Raw genomic sequence first — 14,176 nt, forward strand, 5'->3', positions numbered from 1 at the left:
ACCAAGCTGATAAGACTATCGGGTGGTAGGGTTCAGAAGTTACATGAACTTATCAAATTTTTTAACCTCCCTGTCGCCGCGCCGCTGAGGTGCAGGGACAGGAACGGCGGCAGGCCGTCGTTGGCGCCCTGCCCCGCGATGAACCACAATGAATTCCACGGTGATTAACGGCTTCTACTGATCGACTGTTCGACCTGTTTAACCTGTTCCGCGAACTTGCCGGCCTGCTTGATGTGTTCAATACGCGCTAGCACTTTCTGAGTCTCGCCCAGATATTCAGTCATATTAGTCAGTGGCAGCGCTTGATAATACCCATGCGCGCTACTGAAGCCATGATACCGGAGCTGCAGCAGCAGGCTCAGAAAAGCCTCATCCTTCTTGACTTGGCGATCGACCCATTTCCGTACTGCCTGGATCCCGCTAATATCACGCCATGCCCAGATATATCTATTCAGCAGGGGAAAGGCCGCCAACTGTTTGGTGATGGCCGGGCTGTTCAGTCTCTTCCCCATGGTTTTCTGTAAGATGACGACGTTACTCCGCTCCATCCACTCTTCCAGCTGATGGCCCGTTCTGTCTCCGACTATCCCATGTTGCCACAGCAGGTGACGGACATACTCAGCGCCCCAGTACCAGGCTTTCCCAAGCTGGAGTTGCGCAGTCAGGAACTTATTGGTAGATGTGACATCCTCACGTAGCATTCGTTGGATTAGCCGATCGGCCACGCTGTAGGTATCCAGGTCCTGCAGCTCAAACCACTCGTTGTCTTGCCGATAGCGTTTCACCATGTCATCCCCGTTGTCGAAGAAGAACTGCAGCAGACCCTGGCACTCGGCCAGCGTTCTGGAATCAATCTGGGGGGATGTTAGCTCGGCCAGCATGTGCTCAAACCAGGTGCGGGAAGATAAGTTCTTTTTTCTCTGGATATGACCGAGCAGGCGTTGTGCCAGTTCCTGCTGCTTTTCAGGCTGGTCATGCTGGCCGGCGAGCGCGAAGATTTGGTCAAAATCTTCCGGTAACAGGATATTTTGTGGCGCGCAGAAGGCGAAGTAGTAACGCCAGTATGCCTGGCTGCCAAGCCGCTTCCCTGCTGTGAGCCAAGCACTTTCCTGCGGACCGGTGCTTACAAAGAGTTTATCGGGATGCACTGTCAGTCCATCTAAGATCCCCGGGACCCATTCACTCAGCTCCGTGATGGAATGCGCTTTGGCCGGGAAATACCGCATCAGGTGTTGCTTAAGGTTGTCTGTCAGGACTTTCTGCTCCTCTTTACTGACATGGCCATCTCCGGTCTGCACCACGTTCCGTTCCGACAGGTATTCTTCCACCCAGTCATACAGACCCGAATTTGTCGTGCGGAGCAGCTGCAGGAAGCACAGATCGGGGAAATACACATAGTCCCGTATGCCCGCATAACGGAACCGTAGTGCATTTAGAACGGTCTGGACTTCCCGGGGCGATTTCAGCATGGCGCCATAAATATTCGCGACTGCCGTCAGGTCATCCAGTATGCCCTTCTCCGGGGGAGATTTATTCACCGTTTGGTATAACTCAATGGCATCATCACGAAATTGCTGGCGCAGCGCAAAGGATTCCGGGCGCGGCAGTCCGAATGAGATCTGGACAATTTTCTGCAGGTACAGGCTCCCGTCGGTGACGCCCAGCCCCTGGCTGATGGCCTGTGACAGCACCGCCTTGTCATAACAGAGCAGGTAGCGGAAGCGGGGAAAATCCGCGACCGACTTCACCAGTCGGATCACCTCCACGGCCTGGGCCGGTTCGAGGCGATCGAGATCGTCGAGCAGGATAATGAAGCTCAGATCCAGCTCTTCGATTTTCTGAGCAATCTCGGCGCGCATGTCGGCCGTGGTTTTTTCCTTTTCTTTCAGCCAGTGCGAGTCTGCCACGGCGTTCAGTGCGCCGCTGGCATCGGGGACACCGGGAATGACCGCGGCGATCTGAGCGACAGGCGACAGATTCCGGGCGGTGGCCCGGGTGTAGTCCATCAGCGTCTTGGCGGTACCGGTCAGCGCTTTTTTCTTTTTGAGGGCTGCCCGTTCCTTCGCTGAAAGCCGACGTTCTTCTTCCTCGGCAATGATGCCAGCTACCGGAAGCAGTAAGGACGCCACCAGAGGCGTATCACTGCCATCGAGCCAGGGGGAAATATTCAGCACGAAGGTTCGCGCTTCCTGTTGTTTATCCAGCGCCGTGCGCAGCAGATTAAGGAGGCTGGTTTTCCCCGTCCCCCAGGCGCCTTCGATACCGATCACGGCACTGCCCTCCCGGCCGATCTCCTTAATGGCGCGGGCCAACTCGGTGGCAATGTGGGTGAAACCATAGCGGTCTTCGTCGTTATTGCGGATGGCGCGATCGGGATGTTGCCCCTGGCGGTTTTCTTGCGGTGAATGCGTCATGGTTACAGATCCCCGTACAGTGCGGCGAGCTCGGCCAGCGCCGCGGCTGTGGACGGGTGCTCCAGCTGCGCCAGCAGCTCGGCCTCGAGCGCGGTGAAGGTGTCCGGCGCCAGCCGCAGCCGCAAATTCGGCAGCACCAGACCGATGTCGCCGCTCTCCGGCACATGCAGCGAGACATGCCGCCCCTGATAGCTGCGGGTGCGATCGCCGTCCTGACGCGCGCGCAGCAGGCGGCGCAGTTCGGCGAACACCGGCCAGCCGAAGGTCGACTGGAAGACCGCGCCGCTGATGTGCAGGGACAGGAACGGCGGCAGTCCGTCGTCGGCGCCCGGATAGGCGCCCTGACCGGCGACGATCTCCACCGTGGCGCTGAGCTCGCCGGCGGCGGCGATCAGCTGCTGGCGCTCCACGAAGGGCACGGTCAGCGCCAGGTACTCGGCCAGCGCCGGATCGTCGGCGCGCTGCGCGGCGACCGCCAGCGGGAAGATCGCCCGCAGCCGCACCGGGGTGCAGGCGCGGGCCAGCGCCTCGTCGCTGAAGTCATCGAGGTTCAGCACGCCGCTGGCCAGCGGTCGGGCGAAGAACTCGGCGCTGCCGGCCGGCGGGGTGCATGTGGCCGTAAAGCGGTCACGCAGCGCCTGCAGCCAGTCCTCGCCGCGCAGGCCGAAGGTGCGCCGGTAATAGTGGGGATCGACATCGAGCCCGCCGCCCACCGCCGTCTCCAGCAGCGCATCGGTGATCAGCAGCAGCGCGGACAGCGGCGCCCGGTTGACCGGCCCGCGGCCATCGCGATAGGCGATCTGCGCCTGGCTGAACAGCCAGCGCAGTTCGGCGCGGCTCAGCGCCTGGCCGTCGACGGTTTCCGCGCGCACGACCTTGCGGTACAGCTGGCCCAGGGTGGTGTACGGCGCCGCGCAGAGCGCGCGATATTCGTCGCCGGCGACCGAAGTGGCCAGCGTTTGCTGCAGCAGACGTTCTGCCAGGGTGTTGACCGGCACGGCTTCGGCGGCGGCGCGGTTTTTCAGGGCGGCGATCAGGGATTTCGGAAAGCGGAGGTTCAGCTGGCTGAGCATGGCGGTGTCCTGCTGTCATAGGAATTTATTGTGATGATAGCAACATCCTATAAAGCAGAAATGGAAATTACAATGCTTTACCCAATGCAGCTAGCTTCCTTTTACTATGGTTGCAACAATGAACCATTGCTAACCATTTGGCTAGTCTGCTAGTGAAGCTGAGTGCGGCGGTCGGCGTTTTTGCGTCGCAGATCCGAAAACCCCCAGTTCCGGATCTTCCTGGGACTGATTCGGTTGTACTCGATCACAACGCCTGTTGTACCCGCCTTAGTACAAACGAAACTGTCCTCCATGGGGTTGTCCCCAGCAGACACGGTCTATACAGTCGATTTAACTGTGCATTTGTACAGTATTTATCAACGGAGATAGCCCATGCTTTTTAATGCAAATACCAAATTTACTTATCATTCACCGGATGATGGCGACAGCATGACGGTGACCGGCGACCGTCCCAGCCAACCTGGCCCTACTGGCCCCACAGGTAACGGGGGCGACAGCGGCGGTGGCAATACCGGCACGACCAATAAGTTGATCATGAAGCCCGGTGATGTGCATACCTCCCGCTATGGCAAGGTCATTATCAATGCCCAGGGTCAGCCAACGATGAACGGGGTCGTCATGAACTATGATAATTCATCGGTTGTGGATGATGGTGCGGGCGGTGCAACCCGCGTACTGAATTCCATCATCGATGCTGCCAAACCGCCGGCCAGCCAGAATTTTGGCAATAACGCCAGCATTTCGGATGGGCGCTATGCCGGCAAAAACCCGGCGGCGGACTATACCCTTCCGCTGGCTATCTTTACGGCGGTCCGTCGCGGCCAAATTCCACCTGGCTTTTGGCTTGACAACAACAAGGTCATGACCGAGATCACGCAAAAATACGAGATCAACGGCGGCGGCAAAGGGAATGATCGCACCGGGTACAGAAAATCCAATGTGGCAGTGCCTGGCCTGACTAATGCTTATCAGCAGTGGCAAAAAGAACAGCAAGACGCCGCCAAGCGTAATGCCGAAGAAGAAGCCCGACGTAAGGCGGCCGAAGAGGCAAAACGTAAGGCGGAAGAAGAAGCCAAACGTAAAGCGGCAGAAGCGGAAGCCAAACGGCGCGCCGAGGAGGAAGCGAAACGCAAACAGGCTGAATGGGAAGCGACGCATAACATCGATGCGGCGAAAAAGAATGTTCAGCAGGCAGAAAGCCGGTTAAACACTGCGAAGCAAAAACGCGACGATCTTCAACGCAGGACCTACCGTACTCAGACCAGCCTCAGTTCCGCAATCATAATGCGAGACCGTACGAAAGAGGTGATCGATAAACATCTCCCAGGCCCTTCAATCATCCCTTCGGATCAAGAAAACAGACAACAACTCCTGGATGCGCTGAAACAGAGTGAGGAGGAGGTGAACAAACTGCGGGCCCAGGTCGATGCGGCAAACCGCGATCTCAACCTCGCCAATCAGGAGTTTGACAATGCCTCGAAAAACCTGAATGCCGCCCGTGATAACCTGCAGCGGCTGGAGAAAGCGGAAGCGGATCGTAAGGCCGAAGAGGCCAGGAAGAAGGAAGAGGAGGCGATGAAAGACGCCATCAAGACGACGGCGGATTTTTACAAGGAACTGACGGAGAAATTTGGCGAGCAGTCCGCCAAGGTGGCCAAAGAGCTGGCCGATGCGGCCAAGGGGAAAACGCTCAAAAATGCGGAGGAGGCGCTGAAGGCGTTTGAGAAGTACAAGGACGTGCTGAACAAGAAATTCAGCGTCGCCGATCGCGAAGCGGTGGCTAAAGCGCTGGAGTCGGTGCGCCGAGAGCATATCGCCCAGAATCTTGTCAAGTTTAGCAAGGCGTTCAACTACACGAGCAGAGCCATTGATTTCTACGATGTCGTCATCGTCGAGCTGCCCAAAGCGATACGAACGCAGAACTTCAGACCTGTTTTCGTTAAAGTGGAGACACTTGCGGCAGGCGCGGCCGCCACGACGCTGACGGCGTTTGCCTTCAGCGTGATGTTGGGCACGCCACTGGGTCTTTTCGGTTTTGCCATTATCATGACTTTGGTCAGCGTGCTGGTTAATGAAAAGCTCATGGAGAAGGTCAACAAAGCCGTCGGTATTTAACGTCAGCAAGGCCGCTTACGCGGCCTTTTTATTTCTGAGGAACAGGGCAAGCAGATACAGGATGCCCAGCGGCAGGGCCATGATAAAACAGAACACATAATACAGAACCAGTAGCCCATTTTTGCCAATGGTATCGGCGAACAACCCGCGGTGCCAGAATGCTTCATTGGTGAAGCGCAGGGCGGCCGTTTCAATGCCCTTTTTGGCACAGGGATAGAGCAAAAAGCTCAGAAAGGCAATGACCAGCGCGAGAGGGATGTTCACCCTGTCCTGGAAGGAATGGATGTAATAGAGCGCGCTAAAAAAGCAGGCTACTCCCCAAACCTGACTTTTCCAATAATACGCTTTGGTCATTCGCGCCTCCCTGGACATCGGCCTTTTTCATCTTTCGAACTTGCCATCATATCGGCTTTGCGGGTGATCAGCGAAACGGAACCCCGTTGCCATAGACCGAGTTGGTTGGTTTGGTGTTGAAGTTAAAGGTAAATTCGCGATCCTTCACCGGTTGATCGCGTTCAAAGCGCCAGCTTTTCATGGCGGTCAACACCGCCTCGTCAAAGACACCGGCAGGCCTCGCCTGCACAATACGCACATGCCTGACCGTGCCGTCGTGTTCGATATCGTATTTCACCTTGACGACGCCACTGGTGCTTTTCGACAGGGCCTGTTCAGGATAAACAGGGGCGGTTTTGATGATGGCGTGGGGTGCCGGTGTGGCACCGAGCGCCAGCGCCGGCGTTAGGCACAGTAACAGCAGAGCAGAAAATGTAGATTTTCTCATGTCGTGATCCATTGGTTAAAAATAAGCGGTTACTACAAGATCGCGCCTCGGCGATCGCTCCTAACTATAGGGTAAATCTGACAATATTGCGTTATTGCGGCGATCACAGATCGCCGTACAGCGCGGCGAGATCGGCCAGCAGCGCCGCCGCCGGGTGCTCCAGCTGCGTCAGCAGATAGGCCTCGAGCGGGGGTGAAAGTGTCCGGCGCCAGCCGCAGCCGCAAATTCGGCAACACCAGACCGAGGTCGCTGCTCTCCGGCACATATAGCGAGACGTGCCGTCCCTGATAGCTGCGGGTGAGATCGCCGTGCTGATGCGCGCGCAGCAGGCGGCGAAGCTCGGCGAACACCGGCCAGCTGAAGGTCGACTGGAAGACAGCGCCGCGGATATGCAGGGACAGGAACGGCGGCAGGCCGTCGTCGGTGCCCGGATAGGCGCCCTGCCCGGAGAGGATCTCCACCGCGGCACTGAGCTCGCCGGCGGCGGCGATCAGCTGCAGGCTTTCCACGAAGGGTGCGGTCAGCACCAGGTAATCGGCCATCGCCGGATCGTCGGCGCGCTGCGCAGCGACCGCCCGCGGGAAGGTCGCCCGCAGCCGCACCGGGGTGCAGGCTCGGGCCAGCGCCTCGTCGCTGAAGTCATCGAGGTTCAGCACGCCGCTGGCCAGCGGCCGGGCGAAGAGGGGGCCGCTTGGAAAACGGAAAATATCCTACGTTAAGCCTTTTTTTGAGCGGTTATGACAGGCTGCTGCGAGCGAGGAACGGACATTGCTAACAGCATTCTGTGTGAATCAACAGGGAGCAGGTCAGTATAATTATATAAGTCTTTTCCCTTAGATCTTGGGTTGATTTGTTGAAGTTTCACGAAAATAATGATAAACAAAAAAAGTAGCAATAATAATGGATTTAATTATGGAATGGAGATTTTTAGGTTCTATATCAGAGGCTAGGAAATCTGGCTGTAGTGGAGTTTATCTTATTGTCCATAAAGGACTTTTCAATCGTGTGGTTTACGTTGGGGTAAGTTGTAATGTAGGTAGAAGGATAAACGAACATTACGACGGTTACCTGAGAGGAAACCGAACAATTTACGCCGCGGGTCACGATGATGATGTGTATCGCTTCATGTCAGCTTATAAAATTCATAACCACACTAAGCACTATCAAGCCTTGGCGAAGGATTATAAGATATGGGCATCTACAACATTATATTCTGATTTGCCGAAAAACATGCTAGCAAAAAACCAAACCTTTGATACTGACTGGCAGAGCATTGCATTAGAAAAATATATTCCTCAACTGGTAGTATGGGCCCTTCCAATGGCTGGTTACTGTTATTCAAATGCAAGCAGAATTGAAAGTGTAATTCAATCAAAGCTCATTAAATCTTTTTATTTGAGAGGGTTTTTTAATATAAAGCAACTAAGCATATTGGGTAAAATTGAATTCCCGCATATGGAAAAGGTCAAGGTTTTTATTATTGATGCACCTGATTTAGATCCGGCATCCCAACTTATTTTTAGTAACCTGTATAACAAGGAAACGGATGGAAATTTCTGTAAAGAGTTCCGTTCACAGTTTAAAAACGAGATTTTTCAGAGGGAAAGCGAAATTCAGAGAAAGCGAACTATCAGGGAGCATAAGGTATCTCTTTATGAAAATTTTGGCAAACCCTGGACTTTAAAGGAAATGGAAAAACTTAGAGTCATGCTTGTCGATTTTGATTTGTCCCCGACAGAAATATCTGAATACCTAGGAAGAGAACCTCGCTCTATCTCTAAAAAAATAAGCGAAAATGATAAAGTTACTAATTATAAATGGAGAGAGAGCGTCGGCTGGTTGTGACGTTACGTTTTGATTGAAAAAGCCGCATTTGCGGCTTTTTCTGTATGCTCAGTAAACATGATGGCATCAGGTTTTACTGAGCCATGAGCCGTAAACTTCCCTACGCCGTTCGAAAGCTTCCCGTCCGCCCTCCATCACCGAAATAATGTGCTGTTGTACATGAGGAGCATCCACACCTCCACCGGCAGCCTGGATCCTGCCGCTGGCATATTCACAGGCACAGACATTCTCAGCGTCACCCAGAACCGGGATGTTGGCATTGTGAGTAGCAAAGATAAACTGGGTGCGGGGTTTCATCGTTCGGATGATTTTAATCACGTCGTCATAAATCGTCTGATTGTCCAAGTCATCTTCGGGCTGATCGATGATCACCACATCATTATCCTGCTGGTTCAGGACAAACAGCATTAATGCGGAGGCGCGCTGACCCAGCGAGTGTTGTTCCAGTGGTTTGCCACGGAATTCAATGGTGTAGATATTCGGGATCTGCCAGACGATCAGCGATTCTATCTGCTGTTCCAGATACACTCCGAACGTCTCTGCAGAGCCGTTGATAATCCCCTGGAGTTTATCCCTGTTCAGCCAGAGTTCGCCAAAATCGCTGAAGCTGTCAGCTACGGTCTGGTAGGTACTTTCCCGCAACCGGCTGCCAGTAAACGTTTCTTTCAGAACTGATTGCATGGCTTTTTTGTCGCTTGCAAAGGCCGGCACGATCTTCAGGGGCGAATCTGCCCGGTTGATTGTGGCCAGCACGGCTTCAATTTCGTTATACTCTTCCCTCCAGAGTTCAGCCAACCGGCTCAGCGCTTCTGTCAGGCTCTTCTCCTGTAACGCTTGACTGGTTTCAGCCCGGGTTAACTCATCTATTTTCTGTTCCGCAGTTTCCAGCTCAGTCTTCAGCTTCAGAAAGTCGGCCGGATCGGCTTTTTCCACCCCGACCCGCCGCAACTCTTCTGCAAGGCCCCGCTCTATTTCGGCAAATTCCTCCGTCAGCGCCTGCTTTTTCTGCTGGAAGGCCTGCTGCTTAGTATCGAGTTCTGTGAGGAGCTGGCGGGCGCCGTCGACGATGGTGTTCAGGGAGTTGAGATGGGTCGTGAAGCGATCATATCCCTCACGATAGTCATCGATCTCGGCCTGGTTATGCGCTGATTCATGTTTCTGCTCCTGCTTCAGCTCGTCCAGTGTCTCCCTGATATCGTCCTGCAGACTGTCCAGCGCTTGGGTTGCCTGGGCAGAGGTATTGCTGAGATAGCGCTCATCCCTCCCGAAGGTGGTCTGCAGTTCCAGTTTTTCTTCCATGCCATGCTGGGCATAAAAGCGCAGGCGGAAATGCGCATCCGCCTTTTTTGCCTGCCATTCTGAGAGTGCTTCTCCCGATTTTTTCAGGCGACGAAGCAGGCGTAACCTGTCGAGCACGACTGTATTCTGCTGCCGGATTTTTTCTCGCACGGGAACCAGACGCTCACCGACCAGCTTTTCAATCAGATCGTGTTCAAACCCTGCGCCGGTATTGGACAGATCTTTCTGGCCAAAATACACTGGCTTGTGCAGAACCGTTTCCCGGAGCGCGACCCCGCGTCTGGCCTGGCCGTCAAAAATGACCTGCGGTTCCTGGCCGAAAATGCGGGTTATCTGATATGCCCGCCCGAGACGGCACACGGCGTCGACGGTAATTTTCCCCCCGCTTTTGAGTAAATTACTTATCAGATTTTCTTTGTAGTCGCGGTCAGAGGCCTTCTCGCCAAACGGAATGTCCAGGGCATAGCGGATCCCTTCAAGTATGGAGGATTTTCCGCTGCCACGGATCCCAATCAGGGTGTTCAGCTCCGGAGATAATTTCACCACGGTTCCGCCGAGCGAACCGGCTCCCTCGAATGCTATCTGACGGATATGGCTGTGCATAAGGGCCGGTTTTTCCCCGCTGACGCGGTGCGGGAAATCTTGCAGAGCAAATCGGACAGCTTCAAAATTGTAATCACCCAGCTTCAGATAGCTGGCGACTTTTCTGGCGCCGATGTCATCCAGCGTTTTGGCATCGCATCCCTGAACTTCTGCAGGATAGCGCCTACCGAGAACGCCGTGAATTTTGACCCGCAGGTCGTGGGTCATCACCTTCTGAAATCCCATCACGCGCCGGCGGACAAGCTCATTATCAAAAAGCTCCACGATCCGACCAGGGCTCAGTCCGCCCCATAATCCGTTAGGAGCTTCCACGTGGGCAAACACAATGAAGTAATCCCGTTCATACCGGTCAAGGCGCTGGATGGTCTGAGTGATATTTTCTGTTGAACGGGCATTTTCGTTCTCAAAATTATCAACGCCCGCAAACGTGGCCGTCAGGAAACTTTCAATATGATTCGTCTGCTGCGGGTTGATAAACCAGTCATCGGCAAACACCACAAGCGTGTGCACGCCGGCCTGACCATCATTAACAGACAGTTCCACGCCGGGAAGCAGTTCAGTGCCTTCGCGGCGCGCGGCTTTGCGTAATGCCTTAAACTCTCCGGGATCGAATTTATTGTGGTTGGTGATCACGCCTACTCCCACTCCAGCCGCTTTTAGGGCACAGACGTAGTCGCGAATATATCTGTCGGGTTCCCCGGCATAGCGAAATTCTTTATCTGCACGGGTATGAAGATGAAAATCCACCTTGACCCAGCAGGATCCATTCTCAAATACGGGATACATTCCTTGATACCTTTATTCAGTCGCTGATGAATGCCCGGAGGCTCCGCATAATTTCATTTATATTAGGGCGATCCCGTTCCGACTTCATTTTATTTCCGTCACCAGTTAATAAATATTTGATCTGAACCAGAACCGCATTCAGATTGCGGATGAGAGCGCGCGGCAACATCTTCAGATGTTTCTTTTTTGGCATTAGCGTCTGGTTATTATTGCATTTATAACAATAGTGCTGAAATGGCAATAATAATTATAAATTATTGCATTATTAGCATTGGCTCCTTTCTTTTCTCACACAGATCCGAAAACCCCTAAAGCCGGATGCTAACTATCTGAGGTGAAGATGACTATGTGTTTACGCTGGCTGCCAAGCAACCTGAATGGTTTATCGTGATGTGCTCCGGCATACGTAAATCCTACACCGGAGCTAAGGAGGGATTACTCCTGAAGGTGCAGCCCCTTCAGATTCGTTTCAAAGTAATCAACATAAATTCGCTCATTTTTGGGCTTCATTATCAGCTGAATACCGTTGGGAACGGGCGGACATGAGGCCCGGTAGGCGAACATCTCATCCTGGATATTCCGGAGCGTATAACCCAGTTGCTCTTCTTCTGCCCTTCCGGACACCCTGATGCCGGATAATTCCTTCTCAACGTACTTTTTCAGCTTCTCGCTTCTTTTCATACTGCTGCGATTATCCAGAAACTGAAGCAAGAAATAGCGGATGACCGGCAGTGTGAACACCACATAGAATAGGATCTCATTCAGCCCGGATTTCATGGCGATGCCGTAAACAAGCATCGCGACAGGCGAGACAATAAAAGCTGAAAGATAAAATACGTGCAGCACCTCCCTGAGCGATTTGTCCCAGCCGAGGTTTTTTCCGTGGCACAGGAGCGCCATTACGGCCAGCGGCGCGTCATACACTTTACTGACGTACCACCCCTCTTCGCCAAATCGCTTTCGTGCTTTTTCCGGACTGTCCCTGAAATAGGCAGCTGCCCGGATGATGTCATCCCGTGGGATCTCCTCCACCTTCAGGTCATTGCGCCGGATGCCCAGTACCCGGCAGTCGTACATTTCCTGGATTGAGGCTGCCTTCCTGCGCAGTGCCGCGATGTGTCCGCTGATGATAATGTTAAAAGTAAGCACCAGGAGTCCATACAACCCCAGCAGTGAAGACAGCAGCTCTGAATCGACAAAGCCCCGGCTCCGGTTGTATACGGTAACGAGCGAAAGCAGGAACGGCACGATGATGCTGAAGATAAAATTCAGCCTGTTCCAGTTTTTTACCCTGTCGTAAACACGGGCCTGCGCATACAGTAAATCCAGGTTTTCTCTGGTCGACTGGTTAGTGTAAATGGCATTCATGGTTCACCCGTAAACAGGAAAGAACGGCCCGAACACATCGCGCCATTTATTGATGGATTTTTCATACTCTTTGTTCTCCTCAAACCATCTCGCCTCCGATACCTTCTGCGCATCGAGATAACATCTGTCCGAAATCGCCTTACGCGCCTCGGCTGAAAGAGAGTTGATATCTCCCTGTATGCCTTTGGGATCGTTGACGGAGAACTGTACGTACAGACCGAGATGGCGGAAAAGCGCTTCCAGCTCCATATCGACAAACGATGAGCAGGCTGCCCTGCCGGCGTAATAGTCCAGAATCAGCGTCTCCAGCAGGTAGGAACTCATGGAGGGCATCGTCGGACGCCGCTGCCAGTACTTGACTGCCCTGATGACATTCAGCACATTGCCGTCATTCTGCACATTGACAGTTGTGACTCTGTCCCTGTCTTTGCGGGGGTCGGTAAACTTCCAGTGGCCTTTGCCGTCGGGGATCAGATAGTAAGTCCGTCCAAAGGCATCTTCGCTGGTAATAAAGCAGGGTACGATGTCAAAATTCCAGTCCTTGCTGACCAGTTTCAGCGTGACGGCTTCCTGGTTACGCCTGATATCAGCCTGGGCGTACTGGGCAATGTCCTGCAGGCGGTTTTTAAAGGCATTCAGAATTCTGACGGAGCAGATAGTGTCAGCTCCGGAATGCCGATACCCGTGCAGGCGCGACCCCTCGCCGGAAGAGGTCAGAGTGATCCGGTCACTCAGAACGTTATAGGTGGCACTCTGCGCGGATAAGCCGAACATCAGATCGATATCGTCCAGAGGACGGATTTTGGTTCTTCTGGCAAAGGAACCAAAGGCAATATGGATCGCTGGATAACTCACCGGAAATTTATCGTCCTTCTCAAAATCATTCATCTTACCGATAAGCCAGTCGCGACTTGCACGCGCGTCATCGGTATCTGCCTTTTTGAGATTCACGGAATCTTTCATAAATTCGTTAAAGGCAGCTATTACTGTGGTCGCCATGTTCAGTCCTTTAATTATTTATTGCAAAAGGCGCAGGGCTCTGACGTACATCTGCACACTCCAGTGCCCTGAAAGGGTCGAGACAGTTTATTCTTAGTTCCGCAAGTTCACTACCGTCTCGCTTTCTACAAGGCCTTAAAATTTACATGGGGAAATAAGAGCCTCGCTCTTTTATTGAATGTAATGCAAATATTTTCAATTTTTAATGCTAAATAAGCAATAATGCGATTATGTTTAAAACCAATAATTAGTATTGCATTATAAGCACAAATCCTTCTGCATTCCTCCTGAGATCCGAAAACCCCAATAATCGGAAATGCCGTACCTGAGCCGTCAGGCTGACCGGATGATATAGTGGATTCTCGAACCGGAACGGGAGGGTTAAATGGGAAATTATTCAGATTTTGAGACCGATTTTGTTCAGCGAACACTGGCGCTTATTGATCAATATAACGAAATGATTGAGGTGCAGGGCAAGCCATTCAGGGAGCAGTACAACTACACATTGACCCTGAATTGCCTTCTGGGTCTTATCGTGTTACCGAAAGAGAGGGCGCTCTCTTTCCTGCCTGCCGAACGTTTAACGCTGCAGCTTAAAGCTGAAATGGGATTACATGAGTCACAGCTGCCCGGACCCGAAATGAACCTGCGGGAGTTGATCCATAAGATGCGGAATTCAGTGGCTCATTTCTGTGTCCAGGTAGAGTCAGTCAACGATGCACACCTTGTAGACTGGATTGTTTTCAGGGAATCCCAGGGAGATGGGGACGTCTACGCCAGGTTCAGCGCTCCGGAGCTTTTACCCTTTTTGAAATATTATGCGACCCTGCTGCTCGACAATATGGCCCGCCGTCGAGCCAGAGCTGTTAACGTATTGGATTTGTAAGGGATTT

General features: G+C 53.1%; 11 protein-coding genes. 3 read left to right on the forward strand and 8 right to left on the reverse strand.

Translation table 11 applies throughout. The features are described 5' to 3' along the window. Window positions 1-164: 164 nt before the first annotated feature. Together FOT55_RS12800 and FOT55_RS12805 are read right to left on the reverse strand one after the other, a co-directional pair. Window positions 165-2,414, reverse strand: a complete 2,250-nt coding sequence (locus FOT55_RS12800) for a KAP family P-loop NTPase fold protein (protein ID WP_147823525.1) — start codon at window positions 2,412-2,414, stop codon at window positions 165-167. A gap of 2 nt (window positions 2,415-2,416) precedes the next feature. Beyond that, window positions 2,417-3,412 carry a hypothetical protein gene (locus tag FOT55_RS12805; protein ID WP_147823526.1) on the reverse strand — a complete coding sequence of 332 codons (996 nt, stop codon included), beginning with the start codon at window positions 3,410-3,412 and terminating at the stop codon, window positions 2,417-2,419. Window positions 3,413-3,859: 447 nt separating this feature from the next. On the opposite strand from FOT55_RS12805, the gene FOT55_RS12810 reads away from it, so the two are divergent. After that, window positions 3,860-5,602, forward strand: coding sequence for a colicin-like pore-forming protein (locus FOT55_RS12810; RefSeq protein WP_147823527.1), 1,743 nt, complete (start codon window positions 3,860-3,862; stop codon window positions 5,600-5,602). Between the two features lie 15 nt (window positions 5,603-5,617). Here FOT55_RS12810 and FOT55_RS12815 read toward each other — a convergent pair whose 3' ends face one another. The 3 genes from FOT55_RS12815 to FOT55_RS12825 form a co-directional block, all read right to left on the reverse strand. Beyond that, window positions 5,618-5,956, reverse strand: coding sequence for a colicin E1 family microcin immunity protein (locus tag FOT55_RS12815; RefSeq protein WP_187181941.1), 339 nt, complete (start codon window positions 5,954-5,956; stop codon window positions 5,618-5,620). Between the two features lie 67 nt (window positions 5,957-6,023). Next, window positions 6,024-6,383 (reverse strand): TonB family protein, encoded by a 360-nt coding sequence (locus tag FOT55_RS12820; protein ID WP_187181942.1) that lies wholly within the window; start codon window positions 6,381-6,383, stop codon window positions 6,024-6,026. Window positions 6,384-6,415: 32 nt separating this feature from the next. Further along, window positions 6,416-7,039 (reverse strand): hypothetical protein, encoded by a 624-nt coding sequence (locus tag FOT55_RS12825; RefSeq protein WP_147823530.1) that lies wholly within the window; start codon window positions 7,037-7,039, stop codon window positions 6,416-6,418. A 244-nt stretch (window positions 7,040-7,283) separates the two neighbouring features. Here FOT55_RS12825 and FOT55_RS12830 point away from each other — a divergent pair, with 244 nt between their 5' ends. Continuing rightward, window positions 7,284-8,228 (forward strand): GIY-YIG nuclease family protein, encoded by a 945-nt coding sequence (locus tag FOT55_RS12830; RefSeq protein ID WP_147823531.1) that lies wholly within the window; start codon window positions 7,284-7,286, stop codon window positions 8,226-8,228. 66 nt (window positions 8,229-8,294) lie between these two features. On the opposite strand, the gene FOT55_RS12835 is transcribed toward FOT55_RS12830, so the two are convergent. From FOT55_RS12835 to FOT55_RS12845, 3 genes are all read right to left on the reverse strand, one after another. After that, window positions 8,295-10,916, reverse strand: a complete 2,622-nt coding sequence (locus FOT55_RS12835) for a TrlF family AAA-like ATPase (RefSeq protein WP_147823532.1) — start codon at window positions 10,914-10,916, stop codon at window positions 8,295-8,297. A 435-nt stretch (window positions 10,917-11,351) separates the two neighbouring features. Further along, the gene (locus FOT55_RS12840; protein WP_147823533.1) at window positions 11,352-12,284 is read right to left on the reverse strand and encodes an S-4TM family putative pore-forming effector; all 933 of its coding nucleotides are present in this window, start codon (window positions 12,282-12,284) and stop codon (window positions 11,352-11,354) included. A gap of 3 nt (window positions 12,285-12,287) precedes the next feature. Continuing rightward, entirely contained in the window at window positions 12,288-13,283 is a 996-nt protein-coding gene (locus FOT55_RS12845) for a nucleotidyltransferase family protein (RefSeq protein WP_147823534.1), read from the reverse strand. 385 nt (window positions 13,284-13,668) lie between these two features. On the opposite strand from FOT55_RS12845, the gene FOT55_RS12850 reads away from it, so the two are divergent. After that, window positions 13,669-14,169, forward strand: coding sequence for a HEPN family nuclease (locus tag FOT55_RS12850; RefSeq protein ID WP_128885013.1), 501 nt, complete (start codon window positions 13,669-13,671; stop codon window positions 14,167-14,169). Window positions 14,170-14,176: the final 7 nt, after the last annotated feature.

Source organism: Serratia bockelmannii, assembly GCF_008011855.1.
Classification (GTDB): domain Bacteria; phylum Pseudomonadota; class Gammaproteobacteria; order Enterobacterales; family Enterobacteriaceae; genus Serratia; species Serratia bockelmannii.

Coding starts and splice junctions, on each gene's coding strand:
- FOT55_RS12830 (WP_147823531.1), top strand. CDS start 7,284: ATGGATTTAATTATGGAATGGAGATTTTTAGGTTCTATATCAGAGGCT.
- FOT55_RS12840 (WP_147823533.1), bottom strand. CDS start 12,284: ATGAATGCCATTTACACTAACCAGTCGACCAGAGAAAACCTGGATTTA.
- FOT55_RS12835 (WP_147823532.1), bottom strand. CDS start 10,916: ATGTATCCCGTATTTGAGAATGGATCCTGCTGGGTCAAGGTGGATTTT.
- FOT55_RS12820 (WP_187181942.1), bottom strand. CDS start 6,383: ATGAGAAAATCTACATTTTCTGCTCTGCTGTTACTGTGCCTAACGCCG.
- FOT55_RS12810 (WP_147823527.1), top strand. CDS start 3,860: ATGCTTTTTAATGCAAATACCAAATTTACTTATCATTCACCGGATGAT.
- FOT55_RS12815 (WP_187181941.1), bottom strand. CDS start 5,956: ATGACCAAAGCGTATTATTGGAAAAGTCAGGTTTGGGGAGTAGCCTGC.
- FOT55_RS12845 (WP_147823534.1), bottom strand. CDS start 13,283: ATGGCGACCACAGTAATAGCTGCCTTTAACGAATTTATGAAAGATTCC.
- FOT55_RS12800 (WP_147823525.1), bottom strand. CDS start 2,414: ATGACGCATTCACCGCAAGAAAACCGCCAGGGGCAACATCCCGATCGC.
- FOT55_RS12850 (WP_128885013.1), top strand. CDS start 13,669: ATGGGAAATTATTCAGATTTTGAGACCGATTTTGTTCAGCGAACACTG.